This window comes from Escherichia sp. WS1152, assembly GCF_046487665.1.
GTDB lineage: Bacteria > Pseudomonadota > Gammaproteobacteria > Enterobacterales > Enterobacteriaceae > Escherichia > Escherichia coli.
In genome coordinates, this window is sequence record NZ_JBJQJA010000017.1 from 61508 (window position 1) to 87006 (window position 25499).

32 protein-coding genes and 3 tRNA genes are annotated in these 25499 nt (G+C 48.6%); 14 read left to right on the forward strand and 21 right to left on the reverse strand.

Going from position 1 to position 25499, the window contains the following annotated elements:
- Positions 1-19: 19 nt before the first annotated feature.
- Positions 20-1009, reverse strand: coding sequence for an arabinose ABC transporter substrate-binding protein AraF (araF, locus tag ACJHW7_RS20490; protein WP_000548675.1), 990 nt, complete (start codon positions 1007-1009; stop codon positions 20-22).
- 796 nt (positions 1010-1805) lie between these two features.
- On the opposite strand from araF, the gene ACJHW7_RS20495 reads away from it, so the two are divergent.
- Positions 1806-2309 carry a non-heme ferritin-like protein gene (locus tag ACJHW7_RS20495; RefSeq protein WP_000179469.1) on the forward strand — a complete coding sequence of 168 codons (504 nt, stop codon included), beginning with the start codon at positions 1806-1808 and terminating at the stop codon, positions 2307-2309.
- Between the two features lie 78 nt (positions 2310-2387).
- On the opposite strand, the gene yecJ is transcribed toward ACJHW7_RS20495, so the two are convergent.
- Complete coding sequence (yecJ, locus tag ACJHW7_RS20500) at positions 2388-2639, reverse strand: DUF2766 family protein YecJ (RefSeq protein ID WP_000082127.1); 252 nt, start codon at positions 2637-2639, stop codon at positions 2388-2390.
- A gap of 114 nt (positions 2640-2753) precedes the next feature.
- Positions 2754-2840, reverse strand: coding sequence for a stress response protein AzuC (gene azuC, locus ACJHW7_RS20505; protein WP_010723106.1), 87 nt, complete (start codon positions 2838-2840; stop codon positions 2754-2756).
- Between the two features lie 263 nt (positions 2841-3103).
- On the opposite strand from azuC, the gene ACJHW7_RS20510 reads away from it, so the two are divergent.
- Both ACJHW7_RS20510 and ftnA read left to right on the forward strand, forming a co-directional pair.
- Positions 3104-3427, forward strand: coding sequence for a YecR-like lipofamily protein (locus ACJHW7_RS20510; protein WP_001237869.1), 324 nt, complete (start codon positions 3104-3106; stop codon positions 3425-3427).
- Between the two features lie 170 nt (positions 3428-3597).
- Complete coding sequence (gene ftnA / locus ACJHW7_RS20515) at positions 3598-4095, forward strand: non-heme ferritin (protein ID WP_000917208.1); 498 nt, start codon at positions 3598-3600, stop codon at positions 4093-4095.
- 37 nt (positions 4096-4132) lie between these two features.
- Here ftnA and ACJHW7_RS20520 read toward each other — a convergent pair whose 3' ends face one another.
- The gene (locus tag ACJHW7_RS20520) at positions 4133-4372 is read right to left on the reverse strand and encodes a YecH family metal-binding protein (protein ID WP_000377223.1); all 240 of its coding nucleotides are present in this window, start codon (positions 4370-4372) and stop codon (positions 4133-4135) included.
- A 190-nt stretch (positions 4373-4562) separates the two neighbouring features.
- On the opposite strand from ACJHW7_RS20520, the gene tyrP reads away from it, so the two are divergent.
- The gene (tyrP, locus tag ACJHW7_RS20525; protein WP_000797560.1) at positions 4563-5774 is read left to right on the forward strand and encodes a tyrosine transporter TyrP; all 1212 of its coding nucleotides are present in this window, start codon (positions 4563-4565) and stop codon (positions 5772-5774) included.
- Between the two features lie 61 nt (positions 5775-5835).
- Here the strand turns inward: tyrP and yecA are convergent, their stop codons facing one another.
- The 7 genes from yecA to uvrY all read right to left on the reverse strand — a co-directional run bounded on the left by yecA (position 5836) and on the right by uvrY (position 10241).
- On the reverse strand, positions 5836-6501 hold the full coding sequence (gene yecA, locus ACJHW7_RS20530) for a UPF0149 family protein YecA (protein WP_000847902.1): 666 nt from the start codon (positions 6499-6501) through the stop codon (positions 5836-5838).
- A 195-nt stretch (positions 6502-6696) separates the two neighbouring features.
- Positions 6697-6783: transfer RNA gene (locus tag ACJHW7_RS20535), tRNA-Leu, on the reverse strand.
- Between the two features lie 12 nt (positions 6784-6795).
- Positions 6796-6869: transfer RNA gene (locus tag ACJHW7_RS20540), tRNA-Cys, on the reverse strand.
- Positions 6870-6923: 54 nt separating this feature from the next.
- Positions 6924-6999 (reverse strand) — tRNA-Gly (locus ACJHW7_RS20545).
- A gap of 151 nt (positions 7000-7150) precedes the next feature.
- A complete protein-coding gene (pgsA, locus tag ACJHW7_RS20550) occupies positions 7151-7699 on the reverse strand; it encodes a CDP-diacylglycerol--glycerol-3-phosphate 3-phosphatidyltransferase (RefSeq protein WP_001160187.1) in 549 nt (182 codons plus the stop codon).
- Positions 7700-7755: 56 nt separating this feature from the next.
- A complete protein-coding gene (gene uvrC, locus ACJHW7_RS20555) occupies positions 7756-9588 on the reverse strand; it encodes an excinuclease ABC subunit UvrC (RefSeq protein WP_001283424.1) in 1833 nt (610 codons plus the stop codon).
- The gene (gene uvrY / locus ACJHW7_RS20560) at positions 9585-10241 is read right to left on the reverse strand and encodes a UvrY/SirA/GacA family response regulator transcription factor (RefSeq protein ID WP_000611328.1); all 657 of its coding nucleotides are present in this window, start codon (positions 10239-10241) and stop codon (positions 9585-9587) included. The genes uvrC and uvrY overlap by 4 nt, the downstream gene beginning before the upstream one ends.
- Before the next feature lie 141 nt (positions 10242-10382).
- Between uvrY and ACJHW7_RS20565 the strand changes: the two genes are divergently transcribed.
- Genes ACJHW7_RS20565 through yecF form a run of 3 tightly spaced genes read left to right on the forward strand, consistent with a single transcriptional unit; the run spans position 10383 to position 10924 of the window.
- Positions 10383-10499 carry a hypothetical protein gene (locus tag ACJHW7_RS20565; RefSeq protein WP_001302039.1) on the forward strand — a complete coding sequence of 39 codons (117 nt, stop codon included), beginning with the start codon at positions 10383-10385 and terminating at the stop codon, positions 10497-10499.
- 37 nt (positions 10500-10536) lie between these two features.
- A complete protein-coding gene (gene yecU, locus ACJHW7_RS20570) occupies positions 10537-10713 on the forward strand; it encodes a protein YecU (RefSeq protein ID WP_000590344.1) in 177 nt (58 codons plus the stop codon).
- A complete protein-coding gene (yecF, locus tag ACJHW7_RS20575) occupies positions 10700-10924 on the forward strand; it encodes a DUF2594 family protein YecF (protein ID WP_000106474.1) in 225 nt (74 codons plus the stop codon). Before yecU ends, yecF begins: the two co-directional genes overlap by 14 nt.
- A gap of 66 nt (positions 10925-10990) precedes the next feature.
- Here yecF and sdiA read toward each other — a convergent pair whose 3' ends face one another.
- The 8 genes from sdiA to ACJHW7_RS20615 all read right to left on the reverse strand — a co-directional run bounded on the left by sdiA (position 10991) and on the right by ACJHW7_RS20615 (position 18400).
- A complete protein-coding gene (sdiA, locus tag ACJHW7_RS20580) occupies positions 10991-11713 on the reverse strand; it encodes a transcriptional regulator SdiA (protein WP_040234759.1) in 723 nt (240 codons plus the stop codon).
- Between the two features lie 229 nt (positions 11714-11942).
- Positions 11943-12695: an L-cystine ABC transporter ATP-binding protein TcyN gene (gene tcyN, locus ACJHW7_RS20585; protein ID WP_001272994.1), complete on the reverse strand. Its 753-nt coding sequence runs from the start codon at positions 12693-12695 to the stop codon at positions 11943-11945.
- A complete protein-coding gene (gene tcyL / locus ACJHW7_RS20590) occupies positions 12692-13360 on the reverse strand; it encodes a cystine ABC transporter permease (protein WP_001158220.1) in 669 nt (222 codons plus the stop codon). Before tcyL ends, tcyN begins: the two co-directional genes overlap by 4 nt.
- 14 nt (positions 13361-13374) lie before the next feature.
- Positions 13375-14361 carry a D-cysteine desulfhydrase gene (dcyD, locus tag ACJHW7_RS20595; protein WP_001128242.1) on the reverse strand — a complete coding sequence of 329 codons (987 nt, stop codon included), beginning with the start codon at positions 14359-14361 and terminating at the stop codon, positions 13375-13377.
- Between the two features lie 104 nt (positions 14362-14465).
- Positions 14466-15266, reverse strand: coding sequence for a cystine ABC transporter substrate-binding protein (tcyJ, locus tag ACJHW7_RS20600; RefSeq protein WP_040234760.1), 801 nt, complete (start codon positions 15264-15266; stop codon positions 14466-14468).
- Between the two features lie 87 nt (positions 15267-15353).
- Positions 15354-15905 (reverse strand): flagella biosynthesis regulatory protein FliZ, encoded by a 552-nt coding sequence (gene fliZ, locus ACJHW7_RS20605; RefSeq protein WP_001317902.1) that lies wholly within the window; start codon positions 15903-15905, stop codon positions 15354-15356.
- Between the two features lie 45 nt (positions 15906-15950).
- Complete coding sequence (gene fliA / locus ACJHW7_RS20610; RefSeq protein WP_001087467.1) at positions 15951-16670, reverse strand: RNA polymerase sigma factor FliA; 720 nt, start codon at positions 16668-16670, stop codon at positions 15951-15953.
- 164 nt (positions 16671-16834) lie between these two features.
- Positions 16835-18400, reverse strand: coding sequence for a flagellin (locus ACJHW7_RS20615; RefSeq protein WP_040234762.1), 1566 nt, complete (start codon positions 18398-18400; stop codon positions 16835-16837).
- Positions 18401-18654: 254 nt separating this feature from the next.
- On the opposite strand from ACJHW7_RS20615, the gene fliD reads away from it, so the two are divergent.
- The 4 genes from fliD to amyA all read left to right on the forward strand — a co-directional run bounded on the left by fliD (position 18655) and on the right by amyA (position 22422).
- On the forward strand, positions 18655-20067 hold the full coding sequence (fliD, locus tag ACJHW7_RS20620) for a flagellar filament capping protein FliD (protein ID WP_000146099.1): 1413 nt from the start codon (positions 18655-18657) through the stop codon (positions 20065-20067).
- Between the two features lie 14 nt (positions 20068-20081).
- Positions 20082-20492, forward strand: coding sequence for a flagellar export chaperone FliS (fliS, locus tag ACJHW7_RS20625; protein WP_000287768.1), 411 nt, complete (start codon positions 20082-20084; stop codon positions 20490-20492).
- Positions 20492-20857 carry a flagella biosynthesis regulatory protein FliT gene (fliT, locus tag ACJHW7_RS20630; RefSeq protein WP_001015023.1) on the forward strand — a complete coding sequence of 122 codons (366 nt, stop codon included), beginning with the start codon at positions 20492-20494 and terminating at the stop codon, positions 20855-20857. Before fliS ends, fliT begins: the two co-directional genes overlap by 1 nt.
- A gap of 77 nt (positions 20858-20934) precedes the next feature.
- Positions 20935-22422 carry an alpha-amylase gene (gene amyA / locus ACJHW7_RS20635; RefSeq protein ID WP_001245699.1) on the forward strand — a complete coding sequence of 496 codons (1488 nt, stop codon included), beginning with the start codon at positions 20935-20937 and terminating at the stop codon, positions 22420-22422.
- A 33-nt stretch (positions 22423-22455) separates the two neighbouring features.
- Here the strand turns inward: amyA and yedD are convergent, their stop codons facing one another.
- Positions 22456-22869, reverse strand: a complete 414-nt coding sequence (yedD, locus tag ACJHW7_RS20640) for a lipoprotein YedD (RefSeq protein WP_032197940.1) — start codon at positions 22867-22869, stop codon at positions 22456-22458.
- Positions 22870-23055: 186 nt separating this feature from the next.
- On the opposite strand from yedD, the gene yedE reads away from it, so the two are divergent.
- The 3 genes from yedE (at position 23056) to ACJHW7_RS20655 (ending at position 25271) form a co-directional block, all read left to right on the forward strand.
- Complete coding sequence (gene yedE / locus ACJHW7_RS20645; RefSeq protein WP_000118901.1) at positions 23056-24261, forward strand: selenium metabolism membrane protein YedE/FdhT; 1206 nt, start codon at positions 23056-23058, stop codon at positions 24259-24261.
- Positions 24258-24491, forward strand: coding sequence for a sulfurtransferase-like selenium metabolism protein YedF (yedF, locus tag ACJHW7_RS20650; RefSeq protein ID WP_000789493.1), 234 nt, complete (start codon positions 24258-24260; stop codon positions 24489-24491). The genes yedE and yedF overlap by 4 nt, the downstream gene beginning before the upstream one ends.
- Positions 24492-24599: 108 nt before the next feature.
- Positions 24600-25271 (forward strand): SOS response-associated peptidase, encoded by a 672-nt coding sequence (locus ACJHW7_RS20655; protein ID WP_000334585.1) that lies wholly within the window; start codon positions 24600-24602, stop codon positions 25269-25271.
- Here the strand turns inward: ACJHW7_RS20655 and ACJHW7_RS20660 are convergent.
- Positions 25256-25499: RNA-guided endonuclease InsQ/TnpB family protein (locus ACJHW7_RS20660; RefSeq protein WP_202836983.1), on the reverse strand; the 244-nt coding region annotated here is incomplete at its 5' end. The two genes, ACJHW7_RS20655 and ACJHW7_RS20660, sit on opposite strands and share 16 nt — an antisense overlap.

Below are 25499 nucleotides of genomic sequence, written 5' to 3' on the forward strand. Positions count from 1 at the left end.
GGGGAATTTTTCCGGCAAATTACTTACCGCCTAAACCTTTTTTCTCCAGTTCTTCTTTAAAGTTGTCACGCGTGATCAGTACCACGTCGGTAACTTCGGTAAATTTTGGCGGTTCAACGTCTTTTGCTACCCAGTTGTAAAGCATTTCGCTGGATTTATAGCCATGTACGTCCGGGCTTGGCAGCAGGGAACCGTAGAAGCCGGTTGCCTGTGCTTTAGACAGTTCGCTCACCGCATCCACACCGTTAATGCCAATGCCGATGATATCGGCCGCTTTAAAGCCCTGACCTTCCGTCGCGCGTACGCCGCCCAGCACGGTGCTGTCGTTCATACCGACGATCAGCCAATGTTTAACTTCCGGATGTTGAACCAGCATTGAGTTGGCAGCGTCAAATGCCCCCGGGATGTCGTTAGATTTGGTAGGTACCTGATAAATTTGTTTTTCCGGGAATCCGGCCGCTTTCAGCGCATCCATAGATCCCGTAGTACGGCGGCGGGCGGTATCCAGTTCGTTGGCGGTAATCGCCATCACCGCGCTTTCTTTGACATCCCAGCCACGTTTCTGCATCTCTTTATACAGTTCCTGGCCCTGACGTTCGCCAATTTTAGTCGCCGCCATCATCACCAGCGGAACGGTATCCATTGGCTTACCTTTGGCGTTAACAAACTGGTCATCCACGGCAATGACTTTCATATCGTAGCCACGCGCTTTCGCGACGATGGCAGAGCCGAGTTTGGGGTCCGGAGTACAAATAACGAAACCTTTTGCGCCACTGGCAGCCAGGCTGTCGATCGCGTTCAATGTTTTTTCGCCATCCGGCACGGCAATCTTAATAACCTCAAACCCTAAATCCTTCCCGGCTTTATCGGCAAACTTCCATTCGGTCTGGAACCACGGCTCTTCCGGTTGCTTCACCAGAAAACCGAGCTTCAGGTTCTCCGCCATAGCGGATTGTGACATAACGGCTGCCAGACCAATGGCTGCCAGGGCTTTAGTAAATTTGTGCATGGTTCTCTCCAGCTTTAGTGTCGTTTTGTGTAGGGCAAAAACGAATGACATTCGTTAAATTAATCGGAAAACAAAGCATTACCTTTTAACTAAAAGATAAGTGACTGTGTTGACATAGTTTTAGCGAGAAATTAATTCTCCATAGGAGAGCAATATCACATCGCAGAATTACAGTGAGAACGTGCATAAATTTAGCGGGAAAAGACATAAGGGAAAGCCAATTTGTCAGACAAATTGTCGAATGCACAGCAGATTAATCCATAAGATTAGCCTGGAAATCCTTGTTGTCTTTGGTACCCATGCGGGATGTCTTCTTTTTAACCAGTCAATAGGCCGCATTACCTGGCGTTGAGTTTTTGAAATGGTGTAATAACCGCAACTCAAAGATGTGGAAAATGCACGTCATTCATTTCGCCATTAATTATCACTGTGCTCATTAATTAACAGAACACGTATAATGAGAGCCATCTCGCAAAAATGAAAAAACGTTTTATAAAATCATCACTTCATCATGAATTCAAATTCATTGATTAATATCAATAAGATACAAAAAGCACTATCATTAAAATTCATTGCAGTTACATTGATTTCATCAATGAAATGTAAAAATATATAAACTTGATGATTTAAGCATTTTCTTATACCCGTTCAGACGTTATTCTTATTTCAGATCATCGTCAGAATTGACTCCACGATCACATTTCGGACCGGCAGAAAGGAATTATTCTGCAAACAGTAATTATGGTGTTTTGATTTATCTTGCACCTCTCCACTTCTGGATATAAGGATATTAGGTATGGCAACCGCTGGAATGCTTCTCAAACTCAACTCTCAAATGAACCGCGAGTTTTACGCATCCAATCTCTACCTTCACCTGAGTAACTGGTGTTCTGAACAGAGTCTGAACGGCACCGCCACTTTCCTTCGCGCCCAGGCACAGAGTAATGTGACCCAAATGATGCGCATGTTTAACTTTATGAAGAGTGTCGGCGCTACCCCCATCGTTAAAGCCATTGATGTTCCCGGTGAAAAACTGAACTCTCTGGAAGAACTGTTCCAAAAAACGATGGAAGAATACGAGCAACGTTCTAGTACGTTGGCACAGTTAGCCGATGAAGCGAAAGAACTGAATGATGATTCAACCGTCAATTTCCTGCGCGATCTGGAAAAAGAACAGCAGCATGATGGTCTGTTGCTGCAAACCATTCTTGATGAAGTGCGCAGTGCGAAACTTGCGGGTATGTGCCCTGTGCAGACCGACCAACATGTTCTGAATGTCGTGTCACACCAGCTGCATTGATCATCATCGGCGCTAATGCATTGCGCCGATGAAGGTTTTGAGAAACCGCTGCCTCATCTGTTTGAAGCAGCGTTTTTTTTAATGGGATTCACCCTGTGGGGTAAACTTGAGTTCAATAAGCGCGATGGCTTTTTGGATTGCCCGCATGGTGACCGGGTCTGCGGCGGCGGGATGGTTAGTAAAGTCGATATTCTTCAGCTGACTGGACATTTTTTCACGAACTTCAACGGGCGCGATTACATCGAGAACATCCAGAATTTGTTTGATAACCAACTGGCAAGCAACCACATCAGAAACCAGTTCCTGATCGGCATTCAGCGGCTGGGACATCGTAAACTCCTGATAGCATTTTGAAAGCCGTTATAGTAGCGGCTTCACATCTTCAGCGATAGTCACATCCACCGTCATCAGGACACAAAAAAACCTGCCGGAGCAGGTTTTTTGTTATCGGAACATATTGCCTGGCGGTACGTCTTTGAACGTCTTGCAATAGTTATTGAACATACTTTTCAGGATTTTGCGCAGTTTCATCGCGGCACTCCGACCATTTGTTATACAGGTGTTATTGTCTTTGCGCTTATAATATGACAACCATCACAAAAATCAATCTTTATGTGATACAAATCACATAAATACCCCTTTAATGTTATAAAAATGATAATCAAAAAACAGCCCCCCCTATTTCTGACACCTACAGATGGCAAGAAATAGCGCCTGCCAGGCGTCTTTTCCGGCCATTGTCGCAGCACTGTAACGCGTAAAATAGTGCTTTCTCTTACTCTTCTGGCTGGACCATGAGACTTCTGATTCTGACTCTTTCATTAATAACGCTGGCGGGGTGTACGGTTACTCGCCAGGCCCATGTGAGCGAAGTTGACGCGGCAACAGGTATTGTACGGTTAGTTTATGACCAGGCTTTTTTGCAGCATGCCCATACCGATCGTTATGTCAGTCGCGGGATCGCCGATCGCGCATGCCAGCAGGAAGGCTATACCCACGCGGTCCCCTTTGGTCAGCCAGTAGGCAACTGTAGCCTTTTTGCGGGTTCCTTATGTTTGAATACGGAATTCACTTTGTCATATCAGTGCCATCATTCCGCCTTCCCTGTCTTTCTCTAAATATTTTAATCAGCGAGGGGATCTTCGCTGATTAAAGAAATAGCGGTAATGCGTTTTATTCCCATTCGTATTTTTAATAATTGAAGTTTATATTTTACCTTTTGCAAATAATAAAATAACAAATTATAGTGACGCCACAGCAACAAATATAACCTTTGTGGAGCACTATCATGCTGAAACCAGAAATGATTGAAAAACTTAATGAGCAGATGAACCTGGAACTGTACTCTTCACTGCTTTATCAGCAAATGAGCGCCTGGTGCAGCTATCATACCTTCGAAGGTGCTGCCGCGTTCCTGCGCCGTCACGCCCAGGAAGAGATGACGCATATGCAGCGTCTGTTTGATTACCTGACTGATACCGGCAATTTACCGCGTATTAATACCGTTGAATCTCCGTTTGCTGAATATTCCTCACTTGATGAATTATTCCAGGAAACCTATAAACACGAACAATTAATCACCCAGAAAATTAACGAACTGGCTCATGCTGCAATGACCAATCAGGACTACCCAACATTTAATTTCCTGCAATGGTATGTTTCTGAGCAGCATGAAGAAGAGAAACTGTTCAAATCGATTATTGATAAATTAAGCCTGGCAGGCAAAAGCGGCGAAGGTCTGTATTTTATCGACAAAGAACTCTCTACCCTCGACACACAAAACTAATGCTCTCCGGCGGCAGGTTTACTGCCGCCGTTTCAAATCAGTGACGGCAAATCTTACTCTGATCGGTCGAAAAACCGTCTTCCGAAGGTATAAATTTGCCTTTTGCTGCCAGAAACGCTACCAGCTCTCCCGCAGTCATCCCTTCTGCCGAGCAGGTGTGAAAACGTGCCTGTTCACCAAAACGCGCTTTAATCGCAGCTTCCAGACTGGCATGCGTATATTGCTCGCCTGATTCAATCATCATATTTAACACTTCATGACCGTGAATAGAGTCCATCGTTCCTCCTCAAAAAAAAGCCTAGCGTAGCGATTACCGCTTATGAAGACTTTGCGCCAGCGCAGGACTGAATGCTTTTATTGTACATTTATATTTACACCATATGTAACGTCGGTTTGACGAAGCAGCCGTTATGCCTTAACCTGCGCCGCAGATATCACTCATAAAGATCGTCAGGACAGAAGAAAGCGTGAAAAACAGAACCCTGGGAAGTGTTTTTATCGTGGCGGGAACCACAATTGGCGCAGGCATGCTGGCAATGCCGCTGGCTGCGGCAGGTGTTGGTTTTAGCGTCACGTTAATCTTGTTGATTGGGCTTTGGGCGTTGATGTGCTACACGGCGCTATTACTGCTGGAGGTGTACCAGCATGTTCCGGCAGATACCGGTCTTGGCACGCTGGCAAAACGCTATCTGGGACGCTACGGTCAATGGCTGACGGGCTTCAGTATGATGTTCTTAATGTATGCTCTGACTGCGGCATACATCAGCGGTGCCGGTGAATTGTTGGCCTCCAGCATCAGCGACTGGACAGGTATTTCTATGTCGGCAACCGCTGGCGTGCTGTTGTTCACTTTTGTTGCCGGTGGCGTGGTTTGTGTCGGAACTTCACTGGTCGATTTATTTAACCGTTTTCTGTTCAGCGCCAAGATTATTTTTCTGGTGGTAATGCTGGTACTACTGCTGCCGCATATTCACAAAGTGAATCTTTTAACCCTGCCGTTGCAACAGGGGCTGGCTCTGTCTGCAATCCCGGTGATTTTTACGTCGTTTGGTTTTCACGGTAGCGTGCCGAGTATTGTCAGCTATATGGATGGCAACATTCGTAAGCTACGCTGGGTGTTTATAATCGGTAGTGCGATCCCCCTGGTGGCATATATTTTCTGGCAGGTGGCGACGCTTGGCAGCATTGATTCAACAACCTTTATGGGATTGCTGGCTAATCATGCCGGATTAAACGGGCTGTTACAGGCGTTACGCGAAATGGTGGCCTCTCCGCATGTTGAGCTGGCAGTGCATTTATTTGCTGATTTAGCCCTCGCCACGTCATTTCTCGGCGTTGCGTTAGGCTTATTTGATTATCTGGCTGATTTATTTCAGCGTTCAAATACCGTTGGTGGACGGTTGCAAACTGGTGCAATTACGTTTCTGCCGCCGTTGGCGTTTGCACTGTTTTATCCACGAGGATTTGTGATGGCGCTGGGTTACGCCGGTGTGGCGCTGGCGGTACTGGCATTGATTATCCCTTCGCTGTTGACCTGGCAAAGCAGAAAGCACAATCCTCAGGCGGGTTACCGGGTCAAAGGTGGTCGTCCGGCGCTGGTGGTGGTGTTTCTCTGTGGTATTGCTGTGATTGGCGTGCAATTTTTGATTGCGGCAGGGTTGTTACCAGAAGTGGGGTGATCAGATAGCCTCAAATTCCTTATTGGGTGCCAGAATTAACGCTGACACCCAATTTGACCTCTTAATGCAGGCAGCACTGCTTAAATTTCTTACCACTACCGCACGGGCAAGGATCGTTACGCCCCGGTTTCTCTTCTGCTTTGATCGGTTGCTGAACAGCTTTTTCCTGCGGATGCGCCATCCAGTACGCATGTAGATCAAGCGCCGCCAGTCGAATGGCATCTACGCTCTCTTCAAACGCTTCTGGCGACATCTTCTCTACCCGCTCGAAGTTTTCCTCAGTACCGTGCAGCGCAATCGCCTCCAGCGCTGGTTTTAACGAATCGGGCAACGTTGACCAGTCAGAAAGTGCCACGCCCCGCATATAGCCAAAGCACCACTCCTCAACAATCGTCAGCTCGCTGCCATCGACTTCTCGCAAGCCGAATAACGGCTCAAACTGCTCCGGGAATTCGTTCAGACGCTCTGCGGTATCGGCCATATGTTGAAAGGCCAGGTTCATAAAGCGCGTCATCTCTTTCTCTGACGCCCAGCGCGGCACATAGTCAGCCCCACCCCACACGGCAACCAGCCACTGTTCCGGTTCAATCTCTTGCGGAGAACTCAACACCGCCGTCAATAAACCGTCCAGCTCCGCCACATCAAGGATGGCGTGGTCAGTGTTGTATTTGGTCAGAATATCGTCCAGCCATTCCAACTCACTTTCGTTTAACGGTCCCGTTTTCATACGCTTTTCCTTGTGGATCTCAACTCGCCAGCACCTATCTTACATGCCGGTCCGTATCAGAGATACTTTTTGAGTGGCTTTGCCGGTGATTAAAAATTAAGGAGGGTGTAACGACAAGTTGCAGGCACAAAAAAACCACCCGAAGGTGGTTTCACGACACTGCTTATTGCTTTGATTTTATTCTTATCTTTCCCATGGTACCCGGAGCGGGACTTGAACCCGCACAGCGCGAACGCCGAGGGATTTTAAATCCCTTGTGTCTACCGATTCCACCATCCGGGCTCGGGAAGAAAGTGGAGGCGCGTTCCGGAGTCGAACCGGACTAGACGGATTTGCAATCCGCTACATAACCGCTTTGTTAACGCGCCAAATTCTTCAGGCCTTTCAGCCAGACATCCGCTTGACGCCGATGTCTTTTAAACTGGAGCGGGAAACGAGACTCGAACTCGCGACCCCGACCTTGGCAAGGTCGTGCTCTACCAACTGAGCTATTCCCGCATTCATCAAGCAATCAGTTAATCACTTGATTTTATTATCGTCTGGCAATCAGTGCCGCCGTTCGATGCGTTGCATTCTACTTACCTGGCGCGATGAGTCAACGATATTTTTCACCACTTTTGATCGTTTGCTGAAAATTACGCCGAAACGATCACTGATCAAGCAAATCTGCACGCGCAGCGCTCAAATATTGCAACATTGACCACAGAGTCAGTACCGCAGCCACAAAGAAAAGTGCAATACCGGCGTACTCAACCCAAATGTTCGGACGCCACAGCAGCCATGCCAACGCCACCATCTGGGCAGTGGTTTTCACTTTCCCAATCCAGGAGACGGCCACGCTACTGCGTTTACCCAACTCCGCCATCCATTCGCGTAGCGCAGAAATAATAATTTCACGGGCGATCATCGTTGCCGCCGGTAATGTCACCCACCAGCTGTGATAATGCTCGGTTACCAGCACCATGGCGATAGCCACGAGAACTTTATCTGCCACAGGGTCAAGGAAAGCACCAAACCGGGTACTCTGGTTCCAGCGGCGTGCCAGAAAACCATCGAACCAGTCAGTCACCGCCGCGACGCAGAAAATGAGCGCGGCGGCAAACGGCGACCAGGTGACAGGCAGATAAAAGACCAATACAAAGAATGGGATAAGGATGACACGGAACAGTGTAAGCAACGTAGGGATATTAAATTGCATAATGACGGGTAACTATCTGTTGTCAGTAAGATTACCCCTATGTTGCTACAGAGACATCAATGTTTCAACGACCAGAAGATCTTTTCTGCCAGACCTTGCGAAATACCCGGCACTTTTGCAATTTCCTCGACGCTGGCGTTACGTAAACCTTGCAAACCGCCCATATATTTCAACAACATTTGCCGGCGTTTTGGCCCGACGCCTTCAATGGTTTCCAGGGAACTGGTATTTTTGACCTTCGCCCGTTTTTTACGGTGCCCGCCAATCGCGTGATCGTGTGATTCATCGCGAATATGCTGGATAACATGCAGCGCGGGAGAATCTGGCGGCAAACTGAATCCCTCACCTTCCGGCTCAAAGAACAGCGTTTCCAGCCCAGCCTTACGATCTACTCCTTTGGCAACGCCAAGTAGCAGCGGATGATTTTTATCCCATGAGACATCCAGTTCGGCGAAGACATTTTTCGCCTGCGCAAGCTGGCCTTTGCCGCCGTCGATAAGTATCACATCCGGGATCTTACTGTCGTCGATGGCTTTACCATAACGCCGACGCAGCACCTGATTCATCGCCGCATAATCATCGCCCGGCGTGATGCCAGTAATGTTATAGCGCCGATACTCCGCACGCAGCGGGCCGTTAGCATCAAATACCACACAGGAGGCGACGGTTTGTTCACCCATGGTATGGCTGATGTCAAAGCACTCCATCCGCTTTACTTCCGGCAATTTCAACACGCTGGCAAGCGCGGTCAGTCGCTGGTGAACGGTAGATTGCTGCGAAAGTTTGCTGGTTAAGGCCGTCGCCGCATTGGTGCGCGCGAGTTTCAGATAACGCGCCCGATCGCCGCGAGGTTTGGTTTGAACATTAATCTTGCGTCCCGCCAGTTCTGAAAGGGAATCGGCGAGCAGCGTTTTATCGCTAAGATTAAAATCGAGCAGGATCTCACCCGGTAAGGTGCGCATCTGGCTGCCTTGTAAATAGAACTGACCTACGAAGGTTTCCACCACCTCGCTCAGTTCCGTACCGCCCGGCACTTTCGGGAAATAGCTGCGGCTGCCGAGCACTTTACCCTGACGAATGAACAATACGTGGACACAAGCCATGCCCGCATCGAACGCCACACCAATAACGTCAAGGTCGTCGCCGGTATTGGACACAAACTGTTTTTCGGTGACGCGTCGCACCGCCTGAATTTGGTCGCGAATACGTGCCGCTTCTTCAAACTCCAGATTCTGGCTGGCAGTTTCCATACGGCTAATGAGTTGCGTAAGCACCTGATCATCTTTGCCAGACAAAAACAGGCGCACATACTCGACCTGCTGAGCGTATTCTTCTTCACTCACCAGTCCTTCAACGCACGGCCCCAGACAGCGCCCTATCTGATATTGCAGACACGGACGCGAGCGATTGCGATAAACACTATTTTCGCACTGGCGAATGGGGAATATCTTTTGCAGTAACGCCAGTGTTTCACGTACGGCATAGCCATTCGGGAACGGGCCGAAATATTCACCTTTGGCATGCTTCGCACCACGATGCATCGCCAGACGCGGGTGGGTATCGCCACTCAGGAAGATAAAAGGATAAGATTTATCATCGCGTAGCAAAACGTTGTAACGCGGCTGATAGAGTTTGATGTAGTTGTGTTCCAGCAACAGCGCTTCGGTTTCTGTATGAGTAACCGTTACATCAATTTGCTGGATCTGGGCGACCAGCGCTTCGGTTTTGCGCGAAGCGAGGTTGCTACGGAAATAGCTGGAAAGCCGTTTTTTCAGGTCTTTCGCTTTGCCGACATAGATAACCGTACCACCAGCATCGTACATGCGATAAACGCCTGGCTGGCTGGTTACGGTTTTTAAAAACGCTTTTGCGTCAAACTGATCACTCACTGACTTGATAATGTCTCCGCATTACACAGACCATGGCGAATTGCCAGGTGAGTCAGCTCAACATCGCCATGAATGTTTAGTTTACTGAACATACGATAGCGGTAGCTGTTCACCGTTTTCGGACTGAGATTGAGCTGTTCTGAGATCTCATTGACCTTCTGGCCCTTGGTGATCATCAGCATAATCTGCAATTCACGTTCAGACAAACTGGCAAATGGGCTTTCTGTTTTTTCTGGTTCGATCTGGCTTAACGCCATTTGTTGAGCGATGTCAGAAGCAATGTAACGCTGCCCTGAATAGACAGAACGAATCGCACTCACGACTTCCTGCGGAGCCGCGCCTTTGCTGAGGTAGCCCGCAGCACCGGCCTGCATGACTTTCGCTGGTAAAGGGTTTTCTGTATGGACGGTAAGCATGATGATTTTGACATCAGCTGTGGAACGCGCGATTTTACGCGTCGCCTCAAGACCGCCAATGCCCGGCATACTCATGTCCATTAGCACCACGTCAACGGCATTTGCCCGACACCACTTAACGGCGTCTTCACCGCACGATGCCTCACCGACGACTTTTATACCCTTTATATCTTCCAGAATGCGTCGTATCCCTGCGCGCACCAGTTCGTGGTCATCAACAAGTAGAACGTTGATCAAAGGAATATCTCCAGAAATAGGGATAACGCTACTGATAGTTAGTCATTCGTATATTAGCGGTTTTTATTGCAACTTTGAAACGTTAAAAATGGTGGGTATTCGATTTTTCTCTCGTTTTTGTCAATTCGATTGTCCATAGTTATGGTCACGCCCGTCACCAACGGCTTACCGGATCGTTTCACAGTAAGCCCTGCGACGAAATGTGACAAAAATTACCTTTATTCAGCAAAAATGAAAATCAGCCCGCTGAATATGTAACATTAATTAACCCGAACAATACGGGCAAAAAACATTCATGATAAAAATATTTATTGGTCATTATATTAACGCATTTAATAGCACCGTTGACGATACGCTCAAAAAACAACCACTGCTATTTTTAGCAAAGCTTATGGTATACTCCGCCGCCTTAACATTTTTCACCGCAAATTTTCATTGCAACATGACGAGGAAAATAAATGAGTACGCCTGATTTTTCTACTGCCGAGAATAATCAAGAACTGGCAAATGAAGTCTCCTGCCTGAAAGCGATGCTGACGCTGATGCTGCAGGCGATGGGACAAGCTGACGCGGGCCGCGTGATGTTAAAGATGGAAAAACAGCTTGCGCTGATCGAAGACGAAACCCAGGCTGCAGTATTTTCCAAAACGGTTAAGCAAATTAAACAAGCCTACCGTCAGTAATATAAAACCGGCTGAGAGCGTGCCTTTCAGCCGGTTTTTGCATCTGGCACGCAGAAAGAAAAGCGATCAAATTAAGCCAGTAGCGGCCGCGTAACAGGCCACCTGGGTCTTATTTGGTGCATTGATTTTTTTCTGCATGTTTTTCTGATGGAAATTGACCGTATTCTCAGAGATTGACAAAATCATCGCTATCTCTGCTGATGTCTTCCCTTCCGCCGTCCATTTCAGAATTTCTTTTTCGCGCTTGCTGAAATTCATCTCTGGCGTCATCACTATTTCATCATTTAAACGCATCAGAGCCATCAGACTTTCGCGCACCAGTAACTGCATTTTTAATTGCAGTTCATCACTAAGAATGGGTATTTCGCGCGTGCTGCAACGGGAAAAGGACAAAAAGCCCAGCGCCCGATTTGGCAGCATTAAATACTGAGTGACACCGCGGCGTAAACCATGTGCGTGCGCGGCTTCCCATAATGGCTGTGCTTCGCTGAATAAGTCATCATTCCACATTAAATGGCCCTGCCTAAAGTTTTCAGGGTTCAGCACAGGATCAATTGCGAGAAAATTTTTTGCCTGATAATAACTAACCCACGACTCAGGGTAATTGGTGTAGAAAGCCACTTTAGGTCGCGTGAATGGTACCGGGTGGCGAACACATAACGAATAGTAATCGTACTCCAGCTGCTGAGCCTGAAGCTCTATTTCATGGTAGACCTCTTCTGCGGCCTCCATCCTCTGAAAACGCAACAGCATCGTGCGACGCCAGCTGAAAAAATCCGTATCCTGCATAGTAAACCGCAACGCCCCTGAGAGTGAGTATCATTTATAATGATAATTCAAACTATCACATAAATAAGATTTATATATAATTTATATTATTCAGGCAATGAATTACTTTTGCAAGCCATCGCATTCTCTTATGTTATTAATGAGTTATGCTGATTTGTTAAGCAGTTTTATCACGCTTGAAATGGCGTCCCGCCCCGACAGGTGAATCGTCGGGGCTGATTTTTTCTTATTATTGCAGCAGAAACTTCTCAAGGAACTGGCGGGTGCGAGGCTGCTGGGGATCAGCAAATAACGCTTTTGCTGCCCCCTGCTCGACTATCCGCCCCTGGTCCATAAAAATCGCCCGGTCCGCAACATCCCGGGCAAAGCTCATTTCGTGCGTCACAATCACCATCGTGCGCTTTTCCTGCGCCAGCTGGCGGATTGTGTTCAGGACTTCGCCCACCAGCTCTGGATCCAGCGCTGACGTTGGCTCGTCAAACAAAATCACCTCAGGACGCATTGCCAGCGCACGCGCAATCGCAACACGCTGCTGTTGACCGCCAGACAAACGACGTGGATAGCTGGTTTCTTTACCGGCCAGCCCAACTTTCGCCAGCAGCTCGCGAGCGCGCGCCGTGGCCTCTTCTTTCGGTTCGCCTTTGACGATCACCGGCCCTTCAATAATGTTTTCCAGCACCGTACGATGCGGAAACAAATTAAAGTTCTGGAAGACAAACCCGACGTGCTGACGCAACTGGCGAATCAGCGATTTTTGCTGACTTAATGAACGTGCAGTATCAATAGTGATATCGCCAACGGTGATCGTTCCCGCTTCCGGTTGTTCCAGCAGATTTATGCTGCGTAGCAACGTGGTTTTGCCGGAACCACTCGGACCGATAATTGCCACCACTTCGCCAGGCTTTACCTCGAGGTCGATACCGTGCAGCACCGTCTGACCGTGAAATTTTTTCACCAGGTTCTTAACTTCAATGGCACTCATTTTGGTTCTCTCTCCTGGCGATTAAGTTGATTCTCAAAATGGTTCTGCAACGTCGATAATACTGTCGCCATGATCCAGTAGATGAGCGAAGCCGCCAGGTACATGGTGAACACCTCCAGCGTGCGCGAGGTAATCAACTGCGCCTGGCGGAACAGCTCCGGCACCTGGATTGTCGCGGCCAGCGACGTATCTTTTACCAGACTGATAAAGCTGTTCGACAGCGGCGGCAACGCCACCCGCGCCGCCTGTGGCAAAATCGCGCGACGCATGGTCTGCCACGGCGTCATACCAATACTGGCAGCGGCTTCCCACTGACCTTTATCAATAGAAGAAATGGCGGCGCGCAGCGTTTCGGCGGCATAGGCGGCAGTGTTCAGCGACAGACCAATCATTGCTGACGGAATGGGATCTAATTCGATACCAAACTGCGGCAGGCCGTAATAGATCATAAACAGTTGTGCGATGAGCGGCGTACCACGAAAAATAGAGATATAAAAACGCGCCAGCCAGCGCACGGGCCAGATTGGCGACAGGCGCATCAGCGCGAGAATAAACCCGAGTAGTAAGCCAAAAAACATGCCGCCGATACTGAGTTGCAGGGTATACCCAGCCCCTTTCAACAGGAACGGCAAGGAATCAATAACCAGTTGTATACTTTCTTGCATGAGCGTTCCCGGAGCTAAACGTGGGGATGATAGGCGAACAGCGCAGGCGCGCCGCCGGTATGAATAAACAGAATCGGCCCTTCATCTTTGAAGCGTTTCTGACTGATACCGTCAATCAGCCCCGCCATCGCTTTTCCGGTATACACAGGATCAAGCAGAATGCCTTCCAGACGCGCCAGCAATTTCACTGCTTCCATGCCTTCGTCGTTCGGCACGCCGTAGCCAGGTGCAAAATAGTCATCCCAGAGTAAAATTTCCGCTGATGCGGTCAGCTCCAGTTCTTTCGCAATCGCCTGTTGTAGGTTAACCACTTTCGGCAATTGATCGGCAACGGAACGCGACACGGTCACGCCAATCAGTTCGCTTTCAGGCATCAGGTGTTCCAGCCCAACAGCCAATCCGGCGTGAGTTCCGGCACTGCCCGATGCGACCACCACCGACGAAATATTAACCGCCCCTTCACACTGTTGCGCGATTTCCAGCGCACTCTCCACATAACCCAGCGCGCCCAGAGCATTAGAACCGCCAACCGGAATGACATACGGGCGAAAGCCTTGTGCTTCGACTCGCGTCGCCAGCTCTTCCAGTTGGGCATTGGGATCGGTCAGTGCGTCGCACATTTCAATCTGGGTATTGAACAGATCCAGCAACAAACGATTGCCGTTGGTTAAATAGTTTTCTGCGGTTGTGCTAATAGGATTTTCCAGCAGCGCCACGCAGTGCAGACCGAGTTTCGCCGCAACTGCGGCAGTCTGGCGCACATGGTTAGACTGGATCGCGCCGGCAGTAATCAGCGTATCGGCACCTTCGCGCAGAGCATCTGCCGCGAGAAATTCCAGCTTACGTAATTTATTGCCGCCCATTGCCATGGGGGTTACGTCATCCCGTTTGATGAAAATTTCCCGTCCAAGATAATCAGAAAAGCGCGGCAGATATTCGAGCGGCGTTGGCGCGCCGATAAACTCCAACCGTGGAAAACGGGTTAAATTATGCAGTGGCATAACAGCCTCCGATGTGTGTTGTTGTGATTTTCTTATTATGCACGCTGAAAACGCGTAAATAAAAAAGGCGCTAGTGAAAGCGCCCTTTTTTGTCATTATGCTGATTATTTGGTCACATCAGCACCAAACCATTTTTCAGAAAGAGCTTGCAGAGTGCCGTCTTTTTGCATTTCCGCAATTGCATCATTCACTGCTTTCAGCAGGTCTTCATTTCCTTTACTCAGCGCCACGCCAGACTCCTGACGGGAGAATGCTTCACCGGTTACTGCCAGCGTATCGTTGGTTTTCTTCACCAGATCCAGCGCCGCCAGACGGTCAACGAGGATCGCATCGATACGGCCTACGCGCAGATCCTGATATTTGGTCGGGTCATCATCATAGGTACGCACATCGACGCCCTGAACATTCTGACGCAGCCACTCTTCATAGTTGGTGCCCAGACCGACACCCACTTTTTTGCCTTTCAGATCAGCAGCCGTTTTAATGGTGCCTTCGTTACCTTTTTTCACCAGCGCCTGAATACCGGAAATGGTGTAAGGGGTAGAGAAATCGTATTTTTTCTTGCGCTCGTCAGAAATGGTGACCTGATTAATCACCACATCAATGCGTTTAGAGTCCAGCGACGCCAGCATACCGTCCCATTTGGTCGGTTTTAGTGACGCCTCAACGCCAAGATGTTTTGCCAGCTGTTGGGCAAATTCCACTTCAAAACCGGTTAATTTGCCGTCATCCCCCTGAAAACTGAACGGCGGATAAGTGCCTTCCAGCCCTACCAGCAGCGTGCCGCGCTCTTTAACTTTATTAAGCAGACCTTCATCTGCAAAACTTTTAACGCTCATGCCCGCAACCAGCGCTACGGCCATCACACCCATCAATGCCTGACGTCCCAGATGTGCTAATTTCATATTCACCCCGAATGTTGTTATGTCTGTTTGCAGTGTAGATCCATTGTTTGTAAACACAAAAACAACTCCGCTACATCTTATTCTTATTTAATATATATCAGAAGCAGGCAGGCTGGAGGATTTCTGCACAAGTCCGGTACAGGTTTGGCGCTGATAGTGTTGATACTTCCGTAATGCGATGCGGTAATTGTTGGTGCTGGTGGTGGGCAGCCACGGGGCGAGGATTTCATCAAGGAAACCGTCCTGCAGCGGATCGAGGGAAATATTTTGCTCGTGTAGATGATTCCCCAAACGGCGCAAACGAACGACATATTCACGCACCGTACCTGGGCTCATTTCAGTTTGCTCAAAAAGAAATTGCTTAAAGCCGATAATATCGAAAAAATCACTCTGCGTTTTGCAATGTAAATCACCGCAAAATCGGCACAATGCCGCCCATGATTTTTGTTCCGTTTGCCAGCCATTTTCATCAAGCAGCGCGTCCAGGCGGGAAATCTCGATTTTATTCACTATTTTGCCGTCGCGAACGAGGGTAATGCGATCGAGTAATTTACGGCAATGCGCGCAATGAGTCTGGCTGTGTTTAAAGTCTTTAAGATAGCGGCTTAATGGCCGTCTTTTCAGGTGCTGCACCATCATTAAGAACTCCTGGTAGTCAAAATTAAAGTGCGGCATTTACTGACGTTATAACTTACCCAGTTTAGTGCGTAACCGTTTAATGGCCTGGCTGTGTAACTGACTGACCCGCGATTCCCCGACCTCCAGCACCGCGCCAATCTCTTTGAGATTCAGCTCTTCCTGGTAATAGAGGGTTAATACCAGTTTTTCGCGCTCCGGCAACGTTTCGATAGCTTCCATCACCCGCTGGCGCAGATTACTGTCCAGCAGTTGTTGTAGCGGGTTTTCTCGCTGATGATCATCAGTAACCAGTTCGATGCTATCGCCGTGCTCTTCGCGCCACTCATCGTAGGAGAAGAGCTGGCTGTTATTGGTGTCGAGCAACATTTGGCGATAATCGGCAATATCGATCCCTAAACGTTCCGCTACCTCAGTTTCCGTGGCGTTGCGGCCAAGTTCCTGCTCCAGTTGCCCTATTGCCTGTGCCACTTCACGCGCGTTGCGTCGCACGCTGCGCGGCACCCAGTCACGGCTGCGAAGTTCATCCAGCATAGCGCCACGGATACGCTGCACTGCGTAAGTTGTAAATGCCGTTCCTTGTAGGGCGTCATAACGTTCGACGGCATTAAGTAACCCAATGCCGCCCGCCTGTAGCAGATCGTCAAGTTCCACGCTCGCGGGCAGTCGAACCTGCAGGCGCAATGCTTCGTGACGCACCAGCGGGACATAACGCTGCCACAGCGAGTGTTTATCCATTACACCTTCAGCGGTATAGAGTGAATTCACGATAAACAGCCCTGCGTTATATGAGTTATCGGCATGATTATCCGTTTCTGCAGGGTTTTTAATCGGACGATTAGTGGGTGAAATGAGGGGTTATTTGGGGGTTACCGGTAAATTCCATGCAGAAAAAACCCCGCCGGTGGCGGGGTTTGAGCGATAAGTGTAAATTAACGCAGCAGAGACAGTACGTTCTGCGTGGTCTGGTTAGCCTGTGCCAGAACAGAGGTACCCGCTTGTTGCAGGATCTGCGCACGAGACATGTTAGACACTTCGGTTGCGTAGTCAGCATCTTCTATACGGCTACGGGCAGAAGACAGGTTGTTTACGGTGTTGCCAAGGTTGGTGATGGCAGAGTCGAAACGGTTTTGTACTGCACCCAAAGAACTGCGCAACTTATCAACTTTTGCCAAAGCTTCGTCTAATTTGGATAATGGATTTGTGGTTGCTAAGGCTTTCAAATCTGAGGCACTGAGTTCAGCACCTTTGGTTGCCGTCTTATTCGTGATATTGGCTGTATAAACCTTATCATCTTCACGCATAATTGCCTGTGCAGAACCATCATTTTTTACTGCCCATTCAACTGCCTTACCATTAGGATCAGTAATAACAGACGTGTTACCTGTAGCGGCATCTACATTTACTGCAATGTAGGTGCCGTCTGATGTTTTAGCAGCAAATGAATTAGGTACAGGATTCCCTTGGGTATCTTGTACTTGGTGGACATCTAGGTTTTTTCCCCCAAAATAAACAGACATTGGTGCATCATTATAAGCTAATGCTTTACCCATTTTACCCGCAGCTAAATCAACTGATGTGGCAGAACCATTATCTTCAACAAATGCAGTTACACGACCACCAAAGTTTGCTAACTGAACATCCTTACCACCCACCTGAACTTTTTCATAACCTGTAGAGTTTTGTTTCAATAATGTAAAACCGTTCGTGTTGGTATTATTATCTTGACCAACAAAATAAGTCTGCCCTTCCACCTGTACTTGATAAACTTTTGTTCCTGCAGCACCGGTTGTATCCTTTGTATCTTGTACATTACCGGTACCAAAATAAGTTTCAACATCAGCATTTTTATAATTGCTACCGAATGCTTTAGCACCTCCCACACTACCATCAGTTGCATTTACCTTAGTTAAGTCAGGAGCGGCTTCGCTCTTAAGTGCAACCGCAGAGGACATTGGAACTTTTCCTGGTGCTACGCTAAAGTTATCAAGCCCCAAGGTTTTAGCATCAATTTTATCAAGGGCAATCTCAATGGTTTCACCATCGTTCGCACCTACTTGAATTTTCATAGTCTGATCAGAAGCCAGAACTTTTACACCATTAAATTGTGTCTGGTTAGAAACACGATCAATTTCACTAAGGCGTTGTGTAATTTCATCCTGAATTGAATTCAGGTCGGAGTCAGAGTTTGTACCATTAGTGGCCTGTACTGACAATTCACGAATACGCTGTAAGTTATTGTTGATTTCAGAAAGCGCACCTTCAGTGGTCTGCGCAACAGAAATACCATCATTCGCGTTACGGGAAGCCTGAGTCAGACCTTTAATATTTGCTGTAAAACGGTTAGCAATCGCCTGACCTGCTGCGTCATCTTTAGCACTGTTAATACGCAGGCCAGAAGAGAGACGTTCAATGGCGGAGCTCAGAGAAGACTGAGATTTGTTCAGGTTATTCTGGGTCAACAGCGACAGGCTGTTTGTATTAATGACTTGTGCCATGATCTTTTCCTTATCAATTACAACTTGATGTTATTGGGCTGTTGCCCACGGTTTCTCACCGTACCCCTTGTATCGGCACCTGAATTTCGAACTTTAGAAAATTTTAGTTTCTCTCCTGTTTTTTCTTAACGGCTGAAATATCCGTAATATACAACTCTACTCTGCGCATCATCTTCGTGAATCAACTATTAAACTTTGCGCACAAATTGCCGATAACCCGCTTATCTACTGTTTGCAATCAAAAGGAATTAGGTATGGCTTCATTTACATCTCTTGGCGTTGGTTCGAATCTGCCGCTGGATACATTGCTAAACAACCTGACCATCGCTGAAAAAAAACGCTTAAACCCAATTACTCAGCAACAGAGTGACAATACCGCACGTCTGACAGCCTATGGCACATTAAAAAGTGCATTAGAAAAATTCCAGACTGCAAATACTGCGTTAAATAAAGCCGATCTGTTCAAAAGCACTACCGTTACCAGTAGCAATGAAGACCTTAAAGTTTCCACCGAAGCAGGTGCTGCTCCCGGTATCTATACCATCAGCGTAACCCAACTGGCGCAGGCGCAATCTTTACGAACTGATTCCCCGACAATCATTGCATCAACAAAAGATGCACTGGGTGATGAGTCATCAGATACACGCACAATAAAAATTACCCAAGACGGTCGTAAAGAGCCGCTGGAAATCAAGCTCAATAAAGATCAGACGTCATTGGATGAGATCAGCAAAGCCATTAACGATGCCGATAGTGGAATTTCCGCTAGTATCGTTAAAGTCAAAGATGGTAACTATCAATTGGTATTGACCGCCAGTGAAGGTCTGGCCAATAAAATGACCATATCTGTTGAGGGTGACAGTAAATTAAATGATCTGCTGGCTTATGACAGCAAGACCAACACCGGGAATATGAAGGAACTGGTTAACGCGCAAAATGCACAGCTAAACGTTAACGGTATCGATATTGAACGTTCAAGTAACAAAATTACCGATGCTCCTCAGGGAGTGACTCTCGATTTGACCAAAAAAGTCACTGACGTCCGGGTCACGGTGACAAAAAGCAACGATAAAGCAACCGAAGCAATTAAAGGCTGGGTGGATTCATATAACTCCCTCATTGACACCTTTAACACCCTGACAAAATATAAAGAAGTAGACCCAGGTGCTGAAGCACAAGATAAAAATAATGGTGCACTTCTCGGAGACAGCGTTGTACGTACAATTCAAAGCGGCATCCGCGCACAATTTGCAAACGGTGCCAGCGACAGTGCCTTCAAAACATTAAACGAGATCGGGATTAAGCAGGACGGCACGACGGGTAAGCTGAAAATTGATGATGATAAACTCAAAAAAGTCCTGAATGAAAATACAGCATCCGTACGTGAATTGCTGGTAGGCGATGGTAAAGAAACAGGAATTACCACCAAAATTGCCACCGAGGTAAAAGGTTACCTTGCCGATGATGGCATTATTGATAGCGCACAGGACAGTATTAACGCCACACTGAAAAAACTGACCAAACAGTATCTATCCGTCAGTGCCAGCATTGATGACACCGTGGCGCGTTACACTGCACAGTTTACGCAATTAGATACCATGATGAGCAAACTGAATAACACCAGTACCTATCTCAGCCAACAATTTACTGCAATGAGTAATTCCTGATCACGGAGGTCAGCATGTATACCGCGAGCGGCTCAAAAGCCTATGCACAAATTGGCGTCGAAAGCGCCGTAATGAGCGCCAGCCAGCAGCAGCTGGTCACCATGCTATTTGATGGAGTGCTGAGCGCACTGGTTAGAGCGCGCCTGTTTATGCAGGACAACAATCAGCAAGGCAAAGGCGTCTCTTTGTCAAAAGCGATCAACATCATTGAGAACGGACTGCGGGTGAGTCTTGATGAAGAGAGCAAAGACGAACTAACCCAAAACTTGATTGCTCTTTATAGCTATATGGTCAGGCGCTTGCTGCAAGCCAATTTACGCAACGATGTCTCCGCAGTCGAAGAAGTGGAAGCATTAATGCGCAATATTGCCGATGCCTGGAAAGAGTCGTTACTCTCCCCTTCTTTGATTCAGGACCCAGTCTGATGAACCACGCACCGCATTTGTATTTCGCCTGGCAACAACTCGTCGAAAAAAGCCAGCTCATGTTACGCCTGGCAACGGAAGAACAATGGGACGAACTCATCGCCAGCGAAATGGCGTATGTTAATGCGGTGCAGGAGATTGCACATTTGACTGAAGAGATTGACCCGTCCACCACGATGCAGGAGCAGCTCCGCCCGATGCTGCGCCTGATTCTCGACAACGAAAGCAAGGTAAAGCAGTTATTACAGATTCGGATGGATGAACTGGCGAAACTGGTCGGTCAGTCATCGGTGCAAAAATCGGTGTTAAGTGCCTATGGCGATCAGGGCGGCTTTGTGCTGGCTCCGCAGGATAACCTCTTTTGAATCTGAATGAGTCGATGGCTCGCGAATAATCCGATTACGGCTACGCTTCTAATGTTCCCCTTGAATGGAGTCGAAGAATGCGTAATCCCACGCTGTTACAATGTTTTCACTGGTATTACCCGGAAGGCGGTAAGCTCTGGCCTGAACTGGCCGAGCGCGCCGACGGTTTTAATGATATTGGTATCAATATGGTCTGGTTGCCGCCCGCCTATAAAGGCGCATCGGGCGGGTATTCGGTCGGCTACGACTCCTATGATTTATTTGATTTAGGCGAGTTTGATCAGAAAGGCAGCATCCCCACTAAATATGGCGATAAAGCACAACTGCTGGCCGCCATTGATGCTCTGAAACGTAATGACATTGCGGTGCTGTTGGACGTGGTAGTCAACCACAAAATGGGCGCGGATGAAAAAGAAGCTATTCGCGTGCAGCGTGTAAATGCTGATGACCGTACGCAAATTGACGAAGAAATCATTGAGTGTGAAGGCTGGACGCGTTACACCTTCCCCGCTCGTGCCGGGCAATACTCGCAGTTTATCTGGGATTTCAAATGTTTTAGCGGTATCGACCATATCGAAAACCCTGATGAAGATGGCATATTTAAAATTGTTAACGACTACACCGGCGAAGGCTGGAACGATCAGGTTGATGATGAATTAGGTAATTTCGATTATCTGATGGGCGAGAATATCGATTTCCGCAATCATGCCGTGACGGAAGAGATTAAATACTGGGCGCGCTGGGTGATGGAACAAACGCAATGCGACGGTTTTCGTCTTGATGCGGTCAAACATATACCGGCATGGTTTTATAAAGAGTGGATCGAACACGTACAAGAAGTTGCGCCAAAGCCGCTGTTTATTGTGGCGGAATACTGGTCGCATGAAGTTGATAAGCTGCAAACGTATATTGATCAGGTGGAAGGCAAAACCATGCTGTTTGATGCGCCGCTGCAGATGAAATTCCATGAAGCATCGCGCATGGGGCGCGACTACGACATGACGCAGATTTTCACGGGTACATTAGTGGAAGCCGATCCTTTCCACGCCGTGACGCTCGTTGCCAATCACGACACCCAACCGTTGCAAGCCCTCGAAGCGCCGGTCGAACCGTGGTTTAAACCGCTGGCGTATGCTCTAATTTTGTTGCGGGAAAATGGCGTTCCTTCGGTGTTCTATCCGGACCTCTACGGTGCGCATTACGAAGATGTCGGTGGTGACGGGCAAACCTATCCAATAGATATGCCAATAATCGAACAGCTTGATGAGTTAATTCTCGCCCGTCAGCGTTTCGCCCACGGTGTACAGACGTTATTTTTCGACCATCCGAACTGCATTGCCTTTAGCCGCAGTGGCACCGACGAATATCCCGGCTGCGTGGTGGTCATGTCGAACGGGGATGATGGCGAAAAAACCATTCATCTGGGAGAGAATTACGGCAATAAAACCTGGCGTGATTTTCTGGGGAACCGGCAAGAGAGCGTAGTAACCGACGAAAACGGCGAAGCGACCTTCTTTTGCAACGGCGGCAGCGTCAGCGTGTGGGTTATCGAAGAGGTGATTTAAATTCATCCCCGGCGGCAAGCCGGGGAGATTTCATTACGGCAGTGGCGTCGGTAACGGCGCTTTATCCAGCGCGGCGGCACACTCTGCCGTCGGGCGATCCACACGCTCCATCGTCATACCATCGTACTCAATGGTGTTACCGTCACGCTTAACCTCGTACAGCTCACGTTTTACGGTAACGTTAGTGAGATCATCTGACATCAATGTCAACTTGCCCGGCACGGCAATCACCCGCTGCCACTGACGGCAATCCAGGGTATCGCCCTCTTTAGTGACAATCAGGCTGCCTATCGCTTCCGGACTGACCAGCGCACGTTGCGGCCCTTTGGTCTGCCAGTAGCCCGCCAGCCAGTCCGGCGCGGGGGTTTTCACGACATTGTTATAGTTTTCGACTTCGGCACAGCCCGCCAGCAACATGAGCGCGCCTGCAATTGCGAGTTTTTTCATCATTCGTCCTGCATGAGAAGAAAAGAGGATTGTGGCATTAAAGCCCTGATGTCGCCAGCCTTTCCAGGTTCAGAGAGAAATTTGATCTAACTATTATTTTTGTGAATTATTACCCCGAAAATAAATTTGCATGATGTATGATTCGCGACTCTTGTTTCAAACCTTCTGAGTTCAGAGGCTACATTCATGTCATGGCAGCAATTCAAACACGCCTGGTTGATTAAATTCTGGGCACCCATCCCTGCGGTCATCGCGGCGGGTATTCTCTCCACTTACTATTTTGGCATTACTGGCACCTTTTGGGCTGTCACGGGTGAATTTACCCGTTGGGGCGGCCAGCTCCTGCAGCTGTTTGGCGTCCATGCTGAAGAGTGGGGTTATTTTAAAATTATCCATCTGGAAGGATCGCCATTAACCCGCATCGACGGGATGATGATCCTCGGCATGTTTGGCGGCTGCTTTGCCGCAGCGCTGTGGGCCAACAATGTCAAACTGCGCATGCCACGCAGCCGTATCCGCATTATGCAGGCCATTATTGGCGGTATTATCGCTGGTTTTGGCGCGCGTCTGGCAATGGGCTGTAACCTGGCGGCGTTCTTTACCGGTATTCCTCAGTTCTCGCTGCATGCCTGGTTCTTTGCCATCGCCACTGCCATTGGTTCATGGTTTGGCGCACGCTTTACCCTGCTGCCCATCTTCCGTATTCCCGTGAAAATGCAGAAAGTTTCTGCCGCCTCACCGCTGACGCAAAAACCGGATCAGGCGCGGCGTCGTTTTCGTCTCGGGATGCTGGTCTTTTTCGGTATGCTGGGCTGGGCGCTGCTCACGGCGATGAACCAACCAAAACTGGGGCTGGCAATGCTGTTTGGCGTCGGCTTTGGTTTACTGATTGAACGTGCGCAAATCTGCTTTACTTCGGCGTTCCGCGATATGTGGATCACCGGACGTACCCATATGGCGAAAGCAATCATTATCGGTATGGCGGTGAGTGCCATCGGGATCTTCAGTTACGTACAGTTAGGCGTTGAACCCAAAATCATGTGGGCGGGACCAAACGCGGTAATTGGTGGTTTACTGTTTGGTTTTGGCATCGTGCTGGCAGGCGGCTGCGAAACCGGCTGGATGTACCGCGCGGTAGAAGGCCAGGTGCACTACTGGTGGGTCGGTCTGGGCAATGTGATCGGCTCGACGATTCTGGCGTATTACTGGGATGATTTCGCTCCGGCGCTGGCCACCGACTGGGACAAAATCAACCTGCTGAAAACCTTTGGCCCGATGGGTGGCCTGCTGGTGACATATTTGCTGTTGTTTACTGCGCTGATGTTGATTATCGGCTGGGAAAAACGCTTCTTCCGCCGTGCGGCACCGCAGACTGCTAAGGAGATCGCATGAAAAATATCATTCCTGATTACCGTCTTGATATGGTGGGTGAACCCTGCCCTTATCCGGCAGTCGCAACCCTTGAGGCGATGCCGCAGTTAAAAAAAGGTGAGATCCTGGAAGTGGTGAGCGACTGTCCGCAGTCGATCAATAATATTCCACTGGATGCGCGTAATCACGGCTATACGGTGCTGGATATTCAGCAAGACGGGCCAACCATTCGTTATTTAATTCAGAAGTAATCCCTCATTCCCGCTGTGGCCAACAGCGGGAACATCGTTACCTCTGTATCACATAGATTTTACCCGCCCCCTCTCCTATTCTTTTCAGTATGATCTCAGGAGGTTGCTATGTGTGGACGCTTTGCCCAATCCCAAACGCGTGAAGATTACCTTGCGCTTCTCGCGGAAGATATTGAACGCGATATTCCCTACGATCCCGAACCCATTGGCAGATACAACGTCGCGCCGGGAACCAAAGTTCTTCTGCTCAGTGAACGTGATGAACACCTTCATCTGGATCCGGTTTTCTGGGGATATGCTCCCGGATGGTGGGATAAACCGCCGCTGATTAACGCCCGCGTAGAAACTGCGGCCACCAGTCGTATGTTTAAACCGCTCTGGCAACATGGTCGGGCAATCTGTTTTGCCGATGGCTGGTTTGAGTGGAAAAAAGAAGGCGACAAAAAACAGCCTTATTTTATCTATCGCGCTGACGGAAAACCTGTTTTTATGGCCGCGATAGGTAGCACACCGTTTGAGCGTGGTGACGAAGCCGAAGGATTTTTAATTGTCACTGCAGCAGCAGACCAGGGTCTGGTAGATATTCATGACCGCCGCCCGCTGGTACTGTCGCCAGAAGCTGCACAGGAATGGATGCGGCAAGAGATTAGCGGTAAAGAAGCATCAGAAATTGCTACCAACGGCTGTGTGCCAGCAAACCAGTTCACCTGGCACCCGGTATCGCGCGCGGTAGGTAATGTCAAAAACCAGGGCGCGGAGTTAATTCAACCTGTTTGTTGACATCCTCCACAGGCAAGAACGGCGTGCCCCGCCGCTAAAATGTTACGAGCGCCATTTACATCGGCGTTCGCTGTATATCCACATACCTGGCATCTGAATTTACTTTGTGACAGGCGGTTTTCTTTCGCTGTATGACCACAGCACGCGCAACGCTGGCTTGTGTACGCTGGCGGAACAGCAAGCACCTGACCGCCACGCCAGAGCTGCTTGTACTCAAGCTGGCGGCGC